The sequence below is a fragment of the Vibrio litoralis DSM 17657 genome (genome assembly GCF_000426765.1).
Classification (GTDB): Bacteria; Pseudomonadota; Gammaproteobacteria; order Enterobacterales; family Vibrionaceae; genus Vibrio; species Vibrio litoralis.
This window is the reverse complement of record NZ_AUFZ01000019.1, coordinates 114,376-130,781: the sequence shown is the minus strand read 5'-3', so window position 1 is coordinate 130,781 and position 16,406 is coordinate 114,376. Positions and strand designations below refer to the sequence as shown.

Genomic DNA, 16,406 nt, shown 5'->3' with positions numbered 1-16,406 from the left:
TTCAAAATTTCTTTTATATAGATTAAATATCCACAGTCTGAGAAATAAATTCAGCAAGCTTCTCAAAACGTTTTCTTAATGGTGAACCCGGTCGATAAGCAAGTACTAGTTTACGACTAGGCGTAGGGTTGATCGCTTTTAAATAGCACACGCCGTCTTTAATCTTTTCTTTAGGAACAGACAATTGTGGTAACAAAGTCACGCCACCACCCGCTGCGACCATGTTTCGCAAGGTTTCTAAACTGGTCGCTTTAAAACGATCATCATCATTAGCGCCCGCAGCAAAACAAAAACCTAAAGCTTGATCACGTAAGCAATGACCATCGCCAAGAGAAAGTACAGTATGGCCTTTTAATTGCTCCATTTCTAACTCTGTCTTTTCGGCCCATGGGTGCGCTTCAGGCACCGCCATTATTAATGGCTCATCAAACATATCTAGTTCAATAAAAGGCTGAGTTTCCGCCACCGAAGCAAGCACGATACAATCTAAACGCCCTTCTTCTAATAGTCTGACTAATTGGTGAGTTTGCGCTTCATGCAAAAATAATTCGAGATCAGGAAAAGCTTTTTTTAACGGTTGAATGATGCGTGGCAACAAATAAGGACCAACCGTTGGAATAAAGCCAATATGCAGAGGCCCACTCATTTCCTTACCTTGCAAACTGGCCATATCGGTAAAGGTTTTCACTTCTGCCAATACGCGCTTGGCTTGAGAGACCAGTTGTAAGCCGGAATCAGTAAATAGGACTCGACGGCTACTACGTTCAAGTAACGAAGTCCCTAGCTCATCTTCCATTTTTCTAATTTGGCCACTTAAGGTCGGCTGGCTAACAAAGCACGCTTCTGCTGCTTTACGAAAATGTTTATGTTCCGCTAGTGCCACTAAATATTCAAAATCACGGATATTCACACAACAACTCCATAGTAAAAAACTATCAAAACAATAGCACCAAACGATTGGGGCTATCAAAGATTTTTCATAATAATAACCCCAACAACCGCACTTCACTACTTTGAGGCTGCCCTTTTGGCCTCTTTTTTTTCGAGGTAAAGAATGAAAAATTTACTCCAAAAGATATCTAAAATCCAAGATGGTTGGCATGCTGCTTACTACTTTTCAAATGACAATCTCAAACAAGACTGGTCAAAAAACGCTGATTGGTAAAAGTACAAATGGATAAAAACAAAAAACCCCGCATTCTAATCCGAAGCGGGGTCATCTTAAATTTTAATCACAGGATTCAAATTAAGAAAAAGCAGTGGTATTTATTAAGACTCACGATTGAGTCTTAAGTTCCAAACTTTTTCCATTATCTGCCACATTCACTTGTTGTAATTGCAACAGACTACAATATAAGCGCCAAACTACGCCAGATAGCGCTATTTGCCCTTCATTTGCTAATGATTCACTTAATTGCATCAATGAATCGAGTGATTGTTGTAATAGTACTTCATCATGGGAATAGTGGAACTCCCAATTATGAGCGATAAACCAAACCTGCTTTATCTTCATCGATTGATATACTTGGTATAAATAACCTTGAACCATTTGTAGAGCTTCTTCAGCTTGCGGTGAATGCATGGTTTTTAACTGGTATATAGCGTGTTGACAGTTTAAGGTCACCACCCCTAAACGCAATAAGCCTAGGCGAGTGCATTGATCTTTACTTTGGCTTAAACGGTTAATCCGGTTATACACCAAAGATTCAAACTCAAAGTGATCCATCCCTGAACGTGAGCTTAATTGGTTCAATACATCGCGTCTTAACGCTTTAGCGATACGCAGACCTCTACGGCGATCAGAGCTTGGCTTAAGTACATGGAATGCCACCGCTGAAAATAAAATCCCAACTATCATACTGACATTGGTATTAACAAAAGGTTGATAATCATAGCTAGGAGGATTCGTTAATCCGATAAAAGTCCCCATAAATACAATTAACATTCCCCACAAGCCGGCATTTCTCACCGATTGTAGCTTTTTTAGCTCCATTGTCATCACAATCAATAACAACAGGATAGCGAACGGTTCAAAAGTGCTTATTTGTAATAAAATACCAAACTTTAGAATAAACACTGAAACGCACAGCCATAATACCGATCGCAACATTATCGTCAGCGACACCATCGGGGCAGGACTCGTTGTGCTCAATATACAACTCACTGCCGCTAAGGTTGCAGCGCCCGCCCCCATATCCCATTGAGAGTTAATCCAAAACCAGCTGCAAGTCATTAAACAAACGAAAGTTCGTAATCCATTGTATATCGCTTCAATATTATCGGTATGGCGACGAATTCGGCTTCGTTTCGGTACTACCCCTAGAGAGCGTTGATGCCCTGGTGACATATTTTCAATCGAGTGTAAGGTGTCTGAGCAGCGTAGGTATAACTTACAAAACTGACATAAGCGCAACCAAAAGGCATGGTGGCGAAAGTCATCATCACGCAGTGGTTTAATTAACGCTAATTTCTGCGCTAGGCTGTATTGGTTTAGCTGACCGGACTGTAAACCTTGCTGGATCTCAAGCAAAACACTCGATAGATGTTCAGGCGGATTCGGCCAATTCACCAGCATTCGACGCAAGCTGGAAATATGACTGGTCATCTGCAGTTGTTGCTGCAATAAGTGATTAAGGTAGCTGTCTTGATAACGTAATTGGTAATGGCTCCAATAGGCTTGCACACGCAATAAGTTCATGGAGAGAATTTTACCAATCACCGTCTCATGAGAAAGGCGGATCTTGTCATGAAGATCTTTATTATGAGCATCCGGGTGATAAGACTCTGGGTGTGAGAGTAGTTCAAAGTGGTCGAGCAGTTTGGCATGCATCTGACGTAATGTGCTGATGAGCGTCACACCATCTGAAGTACTCGGCAAGATCATCATCATCACACCGCTACACAAAATACCGACAACTACTTCACACACACGCGCCTGAGTAATTTCAAACAGCATGTGAGTATCGGTACTGTTAACCGTGGTATAGCCAATAATCGCCGCTGTATAGCCTGCTAGCTGAAAAGCATAAGACACATTGTTTTCATAATGACTGGCTATATAGGTACAGATAGCCATCCACAATGACATATAGAAAGTGAACAGCCAGGGATCATTTAAAGTATGACCAACGATATGATAGGTCGCAAAAGCCCCTAAAAAACTACCAAATATCCGGCCTAAGCTTTTACTGATTACACTACCAAAAGTGGGAAAGCTCACTACTGCCGCAGACGTTAATGCCCAATATGGCTGTTCTAGATCGAGCACAAACGCCACATATAAAGCCAGCGTTAATGCCAGAGCATTACGAATCGCATATCGCCATTGGGGAGCGGTTGCCTTTCCCCATGGGGTTTGTGACCAATCTAACCAATGAAAGCTCATAATTCACTCAAATTAATAATGAATTGAAATACTGCAAGTAGTACCGGCAATTAAGCGTAGATCTTCTGGTAGATCGGTCAGCTTAATACGTACTGGAACACGTTGAGCTAGCTGTACCCAAGGTACGTTTGGCTTAATATTAGCAAGAAGTTCAGGCGAAGCGGCTTCACTTTGATCGACAATGCCGCGACCAATACTTTCTACTTCACCGGTTAATTTTTGCTTCGAAGAGAACAAAGTAATATCCGCTTGGCTACCTTCTTGAATATTTTTTAATTTGGTTTCTTCAAAGTATCCTTGAACGTAAAACGAATTAGCATCAATAAGACCAATTAAAGGAATACCCAAAATGGCATAACGGCCTTTACGCACTTTTAAATGGCTAATATAACCATCAACCGGTGCATATACTTTGGTTTCTCGTAATTTCCACTCTGCTTTGGCTAATGCCGCTTGAGCGGATTTATACTGCGCTGCAGTGGCTTTAGCATTACTTTCAGCCGACTCTAATTCTTCTTTCGAAATAGTGCTTTGTTTCATATTACGGCGGCGAGTGTACTCACGCTGAGCATTTTCTGCATTGGCTTGCGCAGTCTCTAACGCCGCTGTTTTTTCATCAATTTCAATCAAAAAAGGTTCAGGATCGATGGTCATCAGCAAGTCACCTTTTTTGACAAACTGATTATCTTCAACATGCAACGAAGCCACAGTTCCATTGACGCTAGAAGCAATATCTACTACATCAGCACGGATCTTACCATCACGAGTCCAAGGAGATTGCATATAGTAGTTCCACATCCACCAAGCAGCACACAAGGCTACGGTAAACACAGCAACTGTTGAAAAATATCTTAACGTTTTAAATTTCATACATTACCTAGGTCGCTTGACCTTTTGTGATTAGAGTTCTAGATAAAATTACAAAGTACTACCGATATTCTTTTTATATACCAATCAAGTCAGCCGCATAATCAAGATTAAAGCGACGAAGACAGATAACACAAATAAGGATAGATCCATTAACGTTGGGTGCCAGACTTCACCAGAATACATCCAGTTTCTTAATAATCGATGAATCACGCCCCACAACAACATGCCTAATAAAAAGGCTTTAAAGATTGGCGGGAAATACAGTGAAGCCCCGACCACGAGATCGGAGATAGGAAGACCTACTTGAAGAAAATCAACGTTCAAACGCACACCTTTGAAAAGTCATAGCCATAAAATCAAGTACGCTAACGTTTCACCATAGAGTGAACGCAAACATAATGTCCTTTTATGATATTAGCGTTTAAGCGATTAGATGCCAGAAGAGAAATAGTATGGCGACTAATTTATAAATTTGCAGAGGGATAGTTAGAAAAGAGTTTATATAAAATACAAACCACCCCAAGCAAATAAACTAGCTTGGGGTGGATTATACGTTAAAGACCTGACAAAGGTTAGTGGTTTTTTTACAGTTCCAACCTCTATTTAGGCGAAAAAACACCCTAAATAATGTATAAAAATTACATCTATCCGAGAAACTTTACGCAACACTTACCTTCATGATCACTTGCTCATTCAAGTTAATCTCTAGTGCCACTTCATCACAAGCATGTTGACGAGGACATTGGTCACAGTCTTTTAATACTTTTTCCGGTAACAATGTTTTCGAAGTTGGAATGAAGTCTTGCTTCATAAAGAACTCAGGTACGCGAGTTAACACGAATACCTTTTTGATTGCCATTTGACGCGCTTTATCTACCAAGTGTTTGATAATCGCTGCGCCTTGGCCTTGCCCTTGCCAACCTGCTTCAATACCTAGTGAACGAATCTCTGCTAGACCAGAATCATAAACATATAAAGACGCACACCCCGTGACTTCACCATGATGCTCAGACACCGCAAACGAGCCAATATCACGAATCAATTCATTACGGCTACGTGGCAAGTTCTCACCTAAGCCAGCCCAATAGGCCACCATACCTTCTAATGAATCAATATCGGTTAATCGAGCCGCACGAACCGTTACACCCGAATTATCACGCTCATCCAAACGCTTCTGCGCTTGAGCCACCGCATAATTCACTTGTTTCGGGGATACACCGCCTAAGGCAGAACGTTTTTCTAAACATGAATCAATAGTCAGAATATCGTACACATCCGACTCAATTACCGGAGAGAAAGCTTTAAGCTGCTCAAGTGATAACTCCTCGAGTGCACAAGATTGTTCAATCGCACTGACAACCGCAACACCGACAATATGGTGCGCTTCACGGAATGGAATACCTTTTGCTACTAGGTAATCAGCCAACTCGGTTGAGTTCGCATAACCTTGTTTCGCTGCTTCTAACGTACGTTCGCCATTAACTTTAATGCCGTCAAAACATAACGCCGCCATTTCCATGCAATCATTCCAAGTATCAAGTGCATCAAACAGCCCTTCCTTGTCTTCTTGCATGTCTTTGTTATACGCCAATGGTAATGCTTTTACTGTCATCATCATCGCCGCAAGCGAACCATAAACGCGGCCGGTTTTACCACGGATCAACTCAAGTGCATCGGGATTTTTCTTTTGTGGCATTAATGATGAACCGGAGGTCACGGTATCGGCTAATTCAATAAAACCTGATTCACCGGAGTTATAGAAAATCATATCTTCGGCAAGACGTGAAAGGTGTAACATGGAAATCGAAGCAATCGACATCAACTCCATCACATGATCACGGTCAGAAACCGAATCCAAGCTGTTACGGGTCGCGCGTTGGAAACCTAAGTTGTGAGCTAGTTGCTCACGATCCATAGGATAAGCCGTACCCGCTAAAGCGCCTGAACCTAGTGGGCAAGTATCAAGACGTTTAATCGCATCATCTAAACGAGAGTAATCACGCTCAAGCATTTCAACATAAGCCAAACACCAGTGCGCAAACGTCACAGGTTGAGCACGTTGCAGGTGAGTATAACCAGGAAGTACCGTTGCTTGATGTTCTCGCGCCACAGATACCATTTGCGATTGCAAACGATCGAGTGCCATTAATAATTGATGACCTTGCTGACGACACCACAGTTTTAAATCGGTGGCCACTTGGTCATTACGCGAACGACCAGTATGCAGCTTTTTACCTAAATCACCGACACGGCTAATTAATTGTGTTTCCACCCAGCTATGAATATCTTCCGCATCTGACTTTAAAATCTGCTCGGGATCTTCCATCACCGCCAGCTTCAATTCATTCAGTGCTAGTTCTAGCTTTTGCTGCTCTTCTTCTGTTAATACCCCAACCGATAACAAAGATTTTGACCAAGCAATCGACCCCACAATGTCTTGCTCAGCCAATCGGTAGTCAAAGCGCAATGAATCATTGAACTGCTTAAACCGAGTGTCTGCTGCTTGGGTAAATCTTCCGCCCCATAATGCCATTGTGAATCTCCTGCTAATCCATTGTATTTATCGATTTTCGAACACTAGGTTACTCGTAACTAGAGCGCTTCGCTTCTCGATTATCCATGATTTATTATTATATTTAATTTCACTATTAACCTCTAAATGCTCGTCACTAGGCGTTTCTTTTCCGAGTCACGAGCATTCGAGTTACGATATTCGTATTTATTTCTTCTTCGCTTCATTCAGCGCACGGATGCGGCTTGATAAAGAGTATAAACGGATGAATCCGCCCGCGTGGCTTTGGTCGTAAACTTCGTCGTCACCAAAGGTCGCAAATTCTTCAGAGTATAAGCTGTTATCAGAACGCTTCTGAGTCACGATTGCATGACCTTTATAAAGCTTGATCACTACTTCGCCATTCACATCTTGCGCTAACTCTTCAGTAGCAGCCAGAAGTGATTTACATAGTGGAGTAAACCAACGGCCATCGTACACAAGGTGCGAGGCTTTTACTGCAAGCTCTTCACGGAATTCGAAAGATGCTTTATCAAGTACTAGTTGCTCAACGGCACGAAGCGCTTCCATCATGATAGTGCCTCCTGGCGTTTCATAACAACCACGAGATTTCATGCCAACTAAACGGTTTTCAACGATATCAATACGACCAACGCCGTGCTTGACACCTTTCTCATTTAGCGCAACTAGAGCTTGGTAAGGAGAAAGTGTTTGGCCGTCAACTTCAACCACTGCGCCTTTTTCAACTTTTAACGTTACGTATTCCGCTTGGTCTGGTGCTTGTTCAGGATCAACAGTCCATGCCCAGCAATCGTCATTTGGTGCATTCCAAGTATCTTCTAGCACGCCACCTTCGGTTGAGATGTGCCATGCGTTGGCATCACGTGAATAGATTTTAGTTAGAGAAGCGGTACAAGGAATATTACGCTCAGCAAGGTAGTCTAAACACTCTTCACGACTCACTAGATCCCACTCACGCCAAGGTGCAATCACATGTAGGTCTGGGGCAAGAGCTGCAAAGGCACCTTCAAAACGAACTTGGTCATTACCTTTACCAGTACAACCATGACATAACGCATCAGCGCCGACTTTACGTGCCACTTCTACTTGCGCTTTTGCAATAATTGGACGTGCCATTGAAGTGCCTAATAGGTATTTACCTTCATAGTAAGCACCGGTTTTTAGCGTTGGGTAGATATAATCAGCAACCATCTCTTCTTTCAGGTCAGCGATGTAACATTCCGATGCCCCTGATGCGATGGCTTTTTCTTCAATGCCGACTAACTCTTCATCACCTTGACCAACATCGGCCACAAAGGCGACCACTTCACAATCGTAGTTTTCTTTTAACCATGGAATGATCACTGAGGTATCTAATCCACCCGAATAGGCGACAACCACTTTGTTGATACTTGCTTTATCGACGCTTAATTTAGCCATGTTACTTCTCCAAAATTTATTTTATAGCCTTCCCTGGAATCATGTTTGGGTGAATTCCGTGGATAATTTATTTTGCTTCTCTCCTCACTGAGGCAAGAAACGTGTTCCTATACTTTGACCGGTAAAAAGTTGAGTTAGCTTTTCAGGGCTTTTCCAACCCGCTACTTCAATTGCTCGACCTAATTGATTGGCCGCTTCTAAAGCCGCTTGAACTTTAACTATCATGCCATCGGTGATCACTTGCTGCTCAATCAGTTGATCGACTTGTGATTGGTCTAGTTGTGAAATGAGTTGCTTATCCGCATCGAGTACCCCTGCCACATCTGAAAGTAGAGCCAACTCTGCTCCCAGTGAAGTGGCCACCGCAACCGCCGCTTGGTCAGCATTGACATTCATTAACTGACCATCAGATGTAATGCCAATCGAGCTGATAATTGGTAAAGCATTGGCGTTTAGAATAGCCTTCAATACTAAAGCGTCTCCCGCTTTTGCTTCGCCTACTGCACCAAGCTCATAAGACAACTGAGTCACTTGACACAAACCACCATCAGCCAAACTTAAACCAACTGCGGTTAAACCTAGCTTGATCGCTTGGCCTTGCAGTAATTTATTCGCGGTTCCCGCCAAAGCGCCACTAATGTAATTAATGTGCTCGAAAGGTGTAACGCGTAAGCCATCCTTTTTTACCGTTTCAAACTGCAATTTTTCCATCAACTCATCCACCAAATAGCCACCACCATGTACGATGACGATTTGACGCTGTGCATCTTTTTGATATTGCTGAATTGCACCAAATAATTTAGCTAAAGTATCCAAATCGGATAATACTGCGCCACCTAATTTGATCACTAAAGGAGCCATGGTCATTATCCTTACACTAAAGCCGTCATTTCAGGGAAACCGAAACGAATATTCAAACACTGCATCGCTTGGCTTGATGCGCCTTTCAATAAGTTATCAATCGCAGACACCACAATAAGATGCTGACCTTGACGCTTCCAACCAATATCGCAAAACGGAGTGTTTTCGACATTTTGCAAGCGAGGAAAATCGGAAAGTAAACGAACCGCTGGCTTGCCTTGGTAAGCTTGTTCAAAGGCTTGTTCAATTTGCTCGTCACTCACATCAGCGACTAACTTCATAGTAATAGTGGCTAAAATACCACGCTTAAAATTGCCAAGATGTGGCGTAAAGATAACGTCACGACCTAGGTGTGAAGCGATTTCAGGTTGGTGACGGTGAGTGAATACACCATAAGGTTGTAAGCTAACTTCGCAAAAGCTGTTGGTCATGGAGGCTTTACGTCCAGCGCCCGTCACGCCACTAGTCGCATTGATTACCGGCCATTGATTTAAATCGAGAAGTTGTGATTCGATAAGCGGTTTAATCGCCAGTTGAGATGCGGTTGGGTAGCAACCTGGAACGGCAATTAATTGCGCTTGTTCTACTTGAGAAACATTCCATTCTGCTAAACCATAAGCCGCCTGATCTAACCACTGCGATTCTGTGTGTTCAAAGCCATAATATTGAGGGTAGAAACCATCAGCTTTAACTCGGTAAGCACCGGATAAATCCAAAACAACACAATCATTAGCAAGAAAAGTCGGCGCGAGGTCGTGGCTAACTTCATGAGCGGTAGCAAGGAAGACCACATCACATTGTTGTGCGACTTCTTGCGGTGAGGTTAGCGGTTGCACGGCAAGATCAATAAGTCCATGTAATTTGCCATGTAATTGAGAAATAGGTTTGCCAGCATCAACACTATTTTCTGATACATATAAGCCAGATAAAGTCAGTTCAGGATGCTTGTCGACCATCAAGGCCAACTCTGCACCGGTATAACCACTTGCTCCAATAATGACTGTCTTTAGCATACTCACCTATCCGTTTGTTTTGTGCTGTTTGCTTTACGCGATATTTATTTTTTTTTAAGTGGAATTCGTTAAGTCATTGAGACATTTCATGCTGAAAACAAATCTTTATCAAGCGTAAAAATATGACTATCCACTCTAAAAAAACCTTATTAATTGATTTTTTATTCATAAATAATGATTTAATATGTGTTTTATCGTTTTATAAGCTTCTTGTCAATAGCTCGGTTATCAACCACAATGCTTTTATTGCTAGCATACAGGCAAAGCCATCACAGGAAATGGAGTTTTTATGGGCACACCTCAGTTTTTAGATGTTTATCGCGGATTGATCTCTACCTCTTCAATTAGTGCAACTGATCCTACTTGGGATGAAGGCAATACCGAAGTGATCGCCAAACTCGCGCAATGGTTAAAAGATCTCGATTTTTCAGTTGAAGTCATTGAAGTCGCGCCGGGAAAACACAACTTAATCGCCAAAAAAGGCCAAGGTGAAGGTGGGCTATTACTGTCTGGTCACTCTGATACCGTACCTTTTGATGAAGGTCGCTGGAACTTTGAACCACACGCCTTAACCGAACATAACAATCGATTTTACGGATTGGGCACTGCGGATATGAAAGGTTTTTTCGCCTTTATTATTGAAGCGGTCAAAAAAGTCGATTGGGCAAACCAAACCAAACCGCTTTATATTCTGGCAACCTGCGATGAAGAGACCAGCATGTTAGGTGCTCGTCACTTTACAGAATCATGCTTAAATGGCGATGCGCCGTATAAGCCGGACTATTGCATCATTGGTGAACCAACAAGTCTCAAGCCAATTCGCGGACATAAAGGCCATGTCGCCAATGCGATTCGTGTCACTGGCCACTCTGGCCACTCATCCAATCCGGCACTCGGCGTGAATGCAATTGAAATTATGCACGAGGTACTGTTTGCATTAATGCAGCTACGTAATCAACTCATTAAAGAATATCACCACCCGGGCTTTGAAATTCCGACTCCAACTCTAAACCTAGGTCATATTCATGGTGGCGACAGTGCTAACCGTATCTGTGGTTGTTGTGAATTGCATTATGATGTGCGCCCACTACCAGGGATCAGCCTAGATGGCTTGAATAACATGTTGCAAGCCGCGCTGAAAGAAATACAAGCCAAGTGGCCAGAGCGCATTGAAATCAAACCATTACACGAACCAATTCCTGGTTATGAGTGTCAACATGACCACCCTTTCATCAAGAGCATGGAAGAGCTGACTCAAATGCCATCAGAAACGGTCAACTACTGTACTGAAGCGCCTTTCTTACAAGAAGTTTGCCCTACATTGGTAATGGGACCAGGCTCAATTGACCAAGCCCACCAACCAGATGAGTTTTTAGCATTTGAGTTTATTGATCCAACGATTAATATTTTATCCAAATCGATGCGTCACTATTGTTTTAAATAGACAGGTGTTTTAGTTAAATCGGTATTTTGGGTAAATCTTCGTGTAAGAAAATTGATGCTTTGGCTAAACCGTCGAGCAAATTGGATACAATCTGACAAATTGAAATAATGAATCATGCCGCATTCAGACAACCTGAGTGCGGTCGCAACCATCAAATATGGTATAAGTAACAAAGGTTTCACACTGCAATCCTAGTCATTTTACACCTTCATTGATAACTGATTTAGGTCAATGATATTAGTATTATTTTTTCACGATCGCGGCAAATATTTGACTCAGTGCAAATATTTTCGCTAGATTGTAGTGGTTACAATTAAATGGATGTAATTAAATTACAAGGTGAAACGACGATGAATGAAAAATATGCCGCTTTAACGAGTAATGTTCGCATGCTCGGAGACTTACTCGGCGCAACCATTCAAGAAGCACATGGTGATGCTATTCTTGATAAAGTTGAAACCATTCGTAAGCTTTCCAAATCAGCACGCGCTGGAAATCAGGAAGACCGCGAAAGCTTAATCGAAGAAATTAAAAACCTTCCTAACGAACAACTCACTCCTGTTGCTCATGCCTTCAGTCAATTTCTTAACTTAACCAATATTGCGGAACAGTTTCATACTATTTCTCGCCATTGCGAAGAACACGTATGTGAACCTGATGCGATTAACTCTTTATTTGGTAAGTTAGCTTCTAATGACATCAGCAAAGAAAATGCTGCGCAAGCGATCAAAGAACTGAATATTGAATTGGTGTTGACTGCACACCCAACAGAAATTGCTCGCCGCACCATGATCAACAAATTGGTCAAAATTAATAAGTGCCTATCGCAATTAGAACACAGTGACCTTTCTACTCGTGAGCGTATTAAAACAGAACGCCGCCTAGAAGGTTTGATTGCACAATCTTGGCACTCGGATGTTATTCGTCAGCAACGACCTACCCCGCTAGATGAAGCGAAGTGGGGTTTTGCAGTCGTTGAAAACTCATTATGGCAGGCTGTACCTGAGTTCTTACGTGAATTTAATGACCGAGTGAAAAACTTCACTGGTGAAGCGCTGCCTATCGATGCGCGCCCAGTACATTTCTCATCTTGGATGGGCGGTGACCGCGATGGTAACCCGAACGTTACCCACCCAATTACCGCTGAAGTATTGCTACTGTCTCGCTGGAAAGCGGCCGATCTGTATCTAACCGATATTCAAGACTTGATCACCGAACTGTCGATGACCGCGTGTAACGATACAGTCCGTGAATTATCAGGTGAAGAGCATGAACCTTACCGTGCAATTCTGAAACGCTTACGCACTCTATTAAACAACACTTGCACGGTACTCGATGCACGCATCAATGGTACTGAAGTGCCTAACTTGCCAATTCTAGAACGTGTTGAGCAGCTTTGGGATCCACTACTCGCGTGTTACCAATCGCTACACGAGTGTGGCATGAGCATCATTGCAGAAGGCTCGCTACTCGATTCTTTACGTCGCGTAAAAGCCTTTGGTATTCACCTAGTCCGTTTGGATATTCGCCAAGAAAGTACTCGTCACTCAGATGTGATCACTGAAATGACACGCTTCCTAGAAATTGGTGAATACGACCAATGGAGCGAAGATGAAAAAGTTCAGTTCTTAATTAAAGAACTGAGCTCAAAGCGCCCACTATTGCCGCGTAATTGGGAGCCTTCGCCAGAAGTACAAGAAGTGCTCGATACTTGCCGCGTCATGGCAGAGCACCCTCGTGAAGCATTTGGCGCTTATGTTATTTCGATGGCACGTACTGCCTCTGACGTACTAGCCGTGCACCTCATCTTGCAAGAAGCGGGCTGCAAATTCCGCATGGATGTTTGCCCATTATTCGAAACCTTAGATGACTTGAACAATTCTGAAGCGGTAATGAAGCAATTGTTCTCGCTCGATTGGTACCGCAACTTTATCAATAACCACCAAATGGTGATGATCGGTTACTCCGACTCAGCGAAAGATGCCGGTGTAATGGCAGCAGGTTGGGCGCAGTACGATGCGATGGATAAACTGGTTAAAGTTTCGGATGCAGAAGGCATTGACTTAACGCTATTCCATGGTCGTGGTGGTACGGTAGGTCGTGGTGGTGCACCAGCGCATGCCGCACTACTTTCTCAACCACCTCGCAGCTTAAAAGGTGGCTTACGTGTAACCGAACAAGGTGAGATGATCCGCTTTAAGCTAGGATTGCCTGATGTCGCGGTGAACAGCTTTAACCTATATGCTAGCGCCATCTTAGAAGCAAACCTACTTCCGCCTCCTGAGCCAAAACAAGAATGGCGTGAAATGATGAACACGCTTTCTGATGTTTCTTGCGAAGCTTATCGCTCAGTGGTTCGTGGTGAACCGGATTTTGTTCCTTATTTCCGCGCCGCAACGCCTGAACTCGAACTGGGTAAACTGCCTTTAGGTTCACGTCCATCAAAACGTAATCCAAATGGCGGCGTTGAAAGCTTACGTGCCATTCCATGGATTTTCTCATGGAGCCAAAACCGTTTAGTACTACCAGCGTGGCTAGGTGCCGGTGAAGCAATTCAACATGCGATTGAGCAAGGTCACCAACCAATGCTTGAAGACATGTGTCGTGAATGGCCATTCTTCTCAACACGTCTTGGTATGCTAGAGATGGTGTACTCGAAGTGTAATATTGATATTTCACGCTACTACGATCAACGCCTAACCGATGAGTCATTATGGCCTCTTGGTGAGCGTTTACGTACACAGTTGCAAAAAGATATCGTGACGGTTCTAAACGTTGAAAATAACGAGAACCTAATGCAAAGCGACCCTTGGGGCTTAGAGTCAATCCGCTTACGTAACATCTACGTTGAGCCATTGAACATGCTACAAGCTGAGTTGCTATACCGTACTCGTCAAAGCGACAACCCATCTTCTGAACTAGAAGAAGCGTTAATGCTGACGATTGCTGGTATCGCGGCAGGTATGCGTAACACTGGTTAATCGCTGACACTAGTTTAGCCACTAAATCGTGTTTCAATTTAAGAAGCCGCGCTTAATAATAAGTGCGGCTTCTCTTTTTGTGTCACTTCACCTTAAATAAGATTAATTTTTTCATCAGTACATAAATGAATGAAATTACGCTATCTTGGTCATCTACTTAGCCAAATTAGAAGCTGATATGTCACTGCCCTACGTTATTTTAACTATCTTAAGTCGAGAGCCCGCGACCGGTTACGACATCAGTAAAGCGTTTTCTCATAACGTTGGACACTTTTGGAAAGCTAGCCACCAGCAGGTGTATCGTGAGCTAGCCAAAATGACTCAGCTAGAATGGGTAACATCAGAACTTCACCCTCAAGTCGGTAAGCCTGATAAAAAAATCTATACCATCTTGCCATTAGGGCGCTCAAAATTAACCGCATGGTTTAATCAACCTACCCCTTATACTGCTACTCGTGATGAATTCTCGGCTAAATTAATGGCTTGCAGCGTTGAATCAGTAGACAGTTTTATCCAGCAATTAGACGTGTTGCTCCCCGAAGCGCAAAGCTTATTGCGGCATTACCAGCAACTCGAAAACCAGTTCTACCACAACCCAGAATCTCTTGAGCCACATGCCAAATTAGAACACTTAATTTTGAAACGTAATATTTTAGAGCGACAAACTTGGATTAAATGGGCAAGCGAAGTAAAACAACAGCTCGAAACTTTTCCGACGTTTAATACTGTCAATCCCGCAGGTAGCAAAAAGGCTTACTGAAAGTCAGTAAGCCTTTGTAGTTTACATCTTAAAGAGCCTCATCAAATGCGGTAAAGCAGATAAGAGCAATTAGCTCGGACGTACACCGAGTGTATGGCAAAGCGCATAGGTCATTTCAGAACGGTTTAGCGTGTAGAAGTGGAAGTCTTTAACCCCTTCACGGCTCAACGTTCTTACCATATCAATCGCTTGGCTCGCCCCCACCATTTGACGCGTCACAGGATCATCATCTAACCCTTCATATTGCTTCGCCATCCAGCTTGGAATACGCACATTGGTCATATCCGCAAAACGCTTCGCTTGCTTATAGTTCGAAACCGGTAGAATACCTGGAATAATTTCCACATCAATGCCCGCGGTTACGCAACGATCACGGAAACGTAGGTAGCTTTCTACATCAAAGAAAAACTGAGTGATCGCGCGGTTCGCCCCTGCATCAACTTTACGCTTTAAGTTAATTAAATCCGCTTGAGCATTTTTCGCTTCTGGGTGAATTTCTGGATAAGCCGCCACTGAAATATCAAAATCGGCCACGCCTTTCAGTAACTCCACTAAATCAGACGCATACATATCCGGCTTGCCACCATTTGGCGGTAAGTCACCACGCAAAGCCACAATATCGCGAATGCCATTATTCCAGTAATCTTGCGCAATCTCTTTCAGCTCATCACGCGAGGCATCAATACAAGTTAAATGCGGCGCGGCAATCAAGCCTGTTTGATCTTTAATTTCTTTGATAATTGAGTGAGTACGGTCGCGCTCACCAGAGTTTGCCCCGTAAGTTACTGAGACAAATTTAGGTTGGAGAGTTTTTAAGCGGTGAATTGAATTCCACAGCGTCTCTTCCATTTTCTCACTGCTTGGTGGGAAAAATTCAAAAGAAACATTAATTTTGCCTTCTAGATCAGCAATATTATGGTTTAGCGCATCAATGTGCCCTGCGTGTGAATAACTCATGTTCAACTCCCTGTGGACAAACCACTTAACTCACCTAAAAAGTACGAATCTGAAAAGCATCCTTATCTCTATCGTACTGAATACCAATCCCAACAATCTTTGAAGTCATTTAGACGTCTATATGTCTACAGAATGAAGTGAATAGGATCTAAAGTCAATCCTCTTATCATGAATTCTCTTCAT

Annotated in this window: 12 protein-coding genes; 3 read left to right on the top strand and 9 right to left on the bottom strand. The window is 42.8% G+C overall.

Annotated features, from left to right (window positions below; genetic code table 11):
* Window positions 1-22: 22 nt before the first annotated feature.
* From oxyR to argC, 8 genes are all read right to left on the bottom strand, one after another.
* Entirely contained in the window at window positions 23-910 is an 888-nt protein-coding gene (gene oxyR / locus K358_RS0108665) for a DNA-binding transcriptional regulator OxyR (RefSeq protein ID WP_027696447.1), read from the bottom strand.
* A gap of 366 nt (window positions 911-1,276) precedes the next feature.
* Window positions 1,277-3,385: an FUSC family protein gene (locus K358_RS0108655; RefSeq protein WP_027696446.1), complete on the bottom strand. Its 2,109-nt coding sequence runs from the start codon at window positions 3,383-3,385 to the stop codon at window positions 1,277-1,279.
* A gap of 12 nt (window positions 3,386-3,397) precedes the next feature.
* Window positions 3,398-4,255, bottom strand: coding sequence for an efflux RND transporter periplasmic adaptor subunit (locus K358_RS0108650; RefSeq protein WP_027696445.1), 858 nt, complete (start codon window positions 4,253-4,255; stop codon window positions 3,398-3,400).
* Window positions 4,256-4,339: 84 nt separating this feature from the next.
* A complete protein-coding gene (locus K358_RS19005) occupies window positions 4,340-4,579 on the bottom strand; it encodes a DUF1656 domain-containing protein (protein WP_083962783.1) in 240 nt (79 codons plus the stop codon).
* 334 nt (window positions 4,580-4,913) lie between these two features.
* Window positions 4,914-6,788: an argininosuccinate lyase gene (gene argH / locus K358_RS0108645; RefSeq protein ID WP_027696444.1), complete on the bottom strand. Its 1,875-nt coding sequence runs from the start codon at window positions 6,786-6,788 to the stop codon at window positions 4,914-4,916.
* A 186-nt stretch (window positions 6,789-6,974) separates the two neighbouring features.
* On the bottom strand, window positions 6,975-8,207 hold the full coding sequence (locus K358_RS0108640; protein WP_027696443.1) for an argininosuccinate synthase: 1,233 nt from the start codon (window positions 8,205-8,207) through the stop codon (window positions 6,975-6,977).
* An 84-nt stretch (window positions 8,208-8,291) separates the two neighbouring features.
* Entirely contained in the window at window positions 8,292-9,074 is a 783-nt protein-coding gene (argB, locus tag K358_RS0108635) for an acetylglutamate kinase (RefSeq protein ID WP_027696442.1), read from the bottom strand.
* A 5-nt stretch (window positions 9,075-9,079) separates the two neighbouring features.
* Window positions 9,080-10,081: an N-acetyl-gamma-glutamyl-phosphate reductase gene (argC, locus tag K358_RS0108630; protein WP_027696441.1), complete on the bottom strand. Its 1,002-nt coding sequence runs from the start codon at window positions 10,079-10,081 to the stop codon at window positions 9,080-9,082.
* Between the two features lie 289 nt (window positions 10,082-10,370).
* Here argC and argE point away from each other — a divergent pair, with 289 nt between their 5' ends.
* The 3 genes from argE (at window position 10,371) to K358_RS18255 (ending at window position 15,266) form a co-directional block, all read left to right on the top strand.
* Complete coding sequence (argE, locus tag K358_RS0108625; protein ID WP_027696440.1) at window positions 10,371-11,525, top strand: acetylornithine deacetylase; 1,155 nt, start codon at window positions 10,371-10,373, stop codon at window positions 11,523-11,525.
* Window positions 11,526-11,875: 350 nt separating this feature from the next.
* Window positions 11,876-14,506 (top strand): phosphoenolpyruvate carboxylase, encoded by a 2,631-nt coding sequence (ppc, locus tag K358_RS0108620; protein ID WP_027696439.1) that lies wholly within the window; start codon window positions 11,876-11,878, stop codon window positions 14,504-14,506.
* A 178-nt stretch (window positions 14,507-14,684) separates the two neighbouring features.
* A complete protein-coding gene (locus K358_RS18255; RefSeq protein WP_051241251.1) occupies window positions 14,685-15,266 on the top strand; it encodes a PadR family transcriptional regulator in 582 nt (193 codons plus the stop codon).
* Window positions 15,267-15,335: 69 nt separating this feature from the next.
* On the opposite strand, the gene metF is transcribed toward K358_RS18255, so the two are convergent.
* Window positions 15,336-16,223, bottom strand: coding sequence for a methylenetetrahydrofolate reductase (gene metF, locus K358_RS0108610; RefSeq protein ID WP_027696438.1), 888 nt, complete (start codon window positions 16,221-16,223; stop codon window positions 15,336-15,338).
* Window positions 16,224-16,406 lie beyond the last annotated feature (183 nt).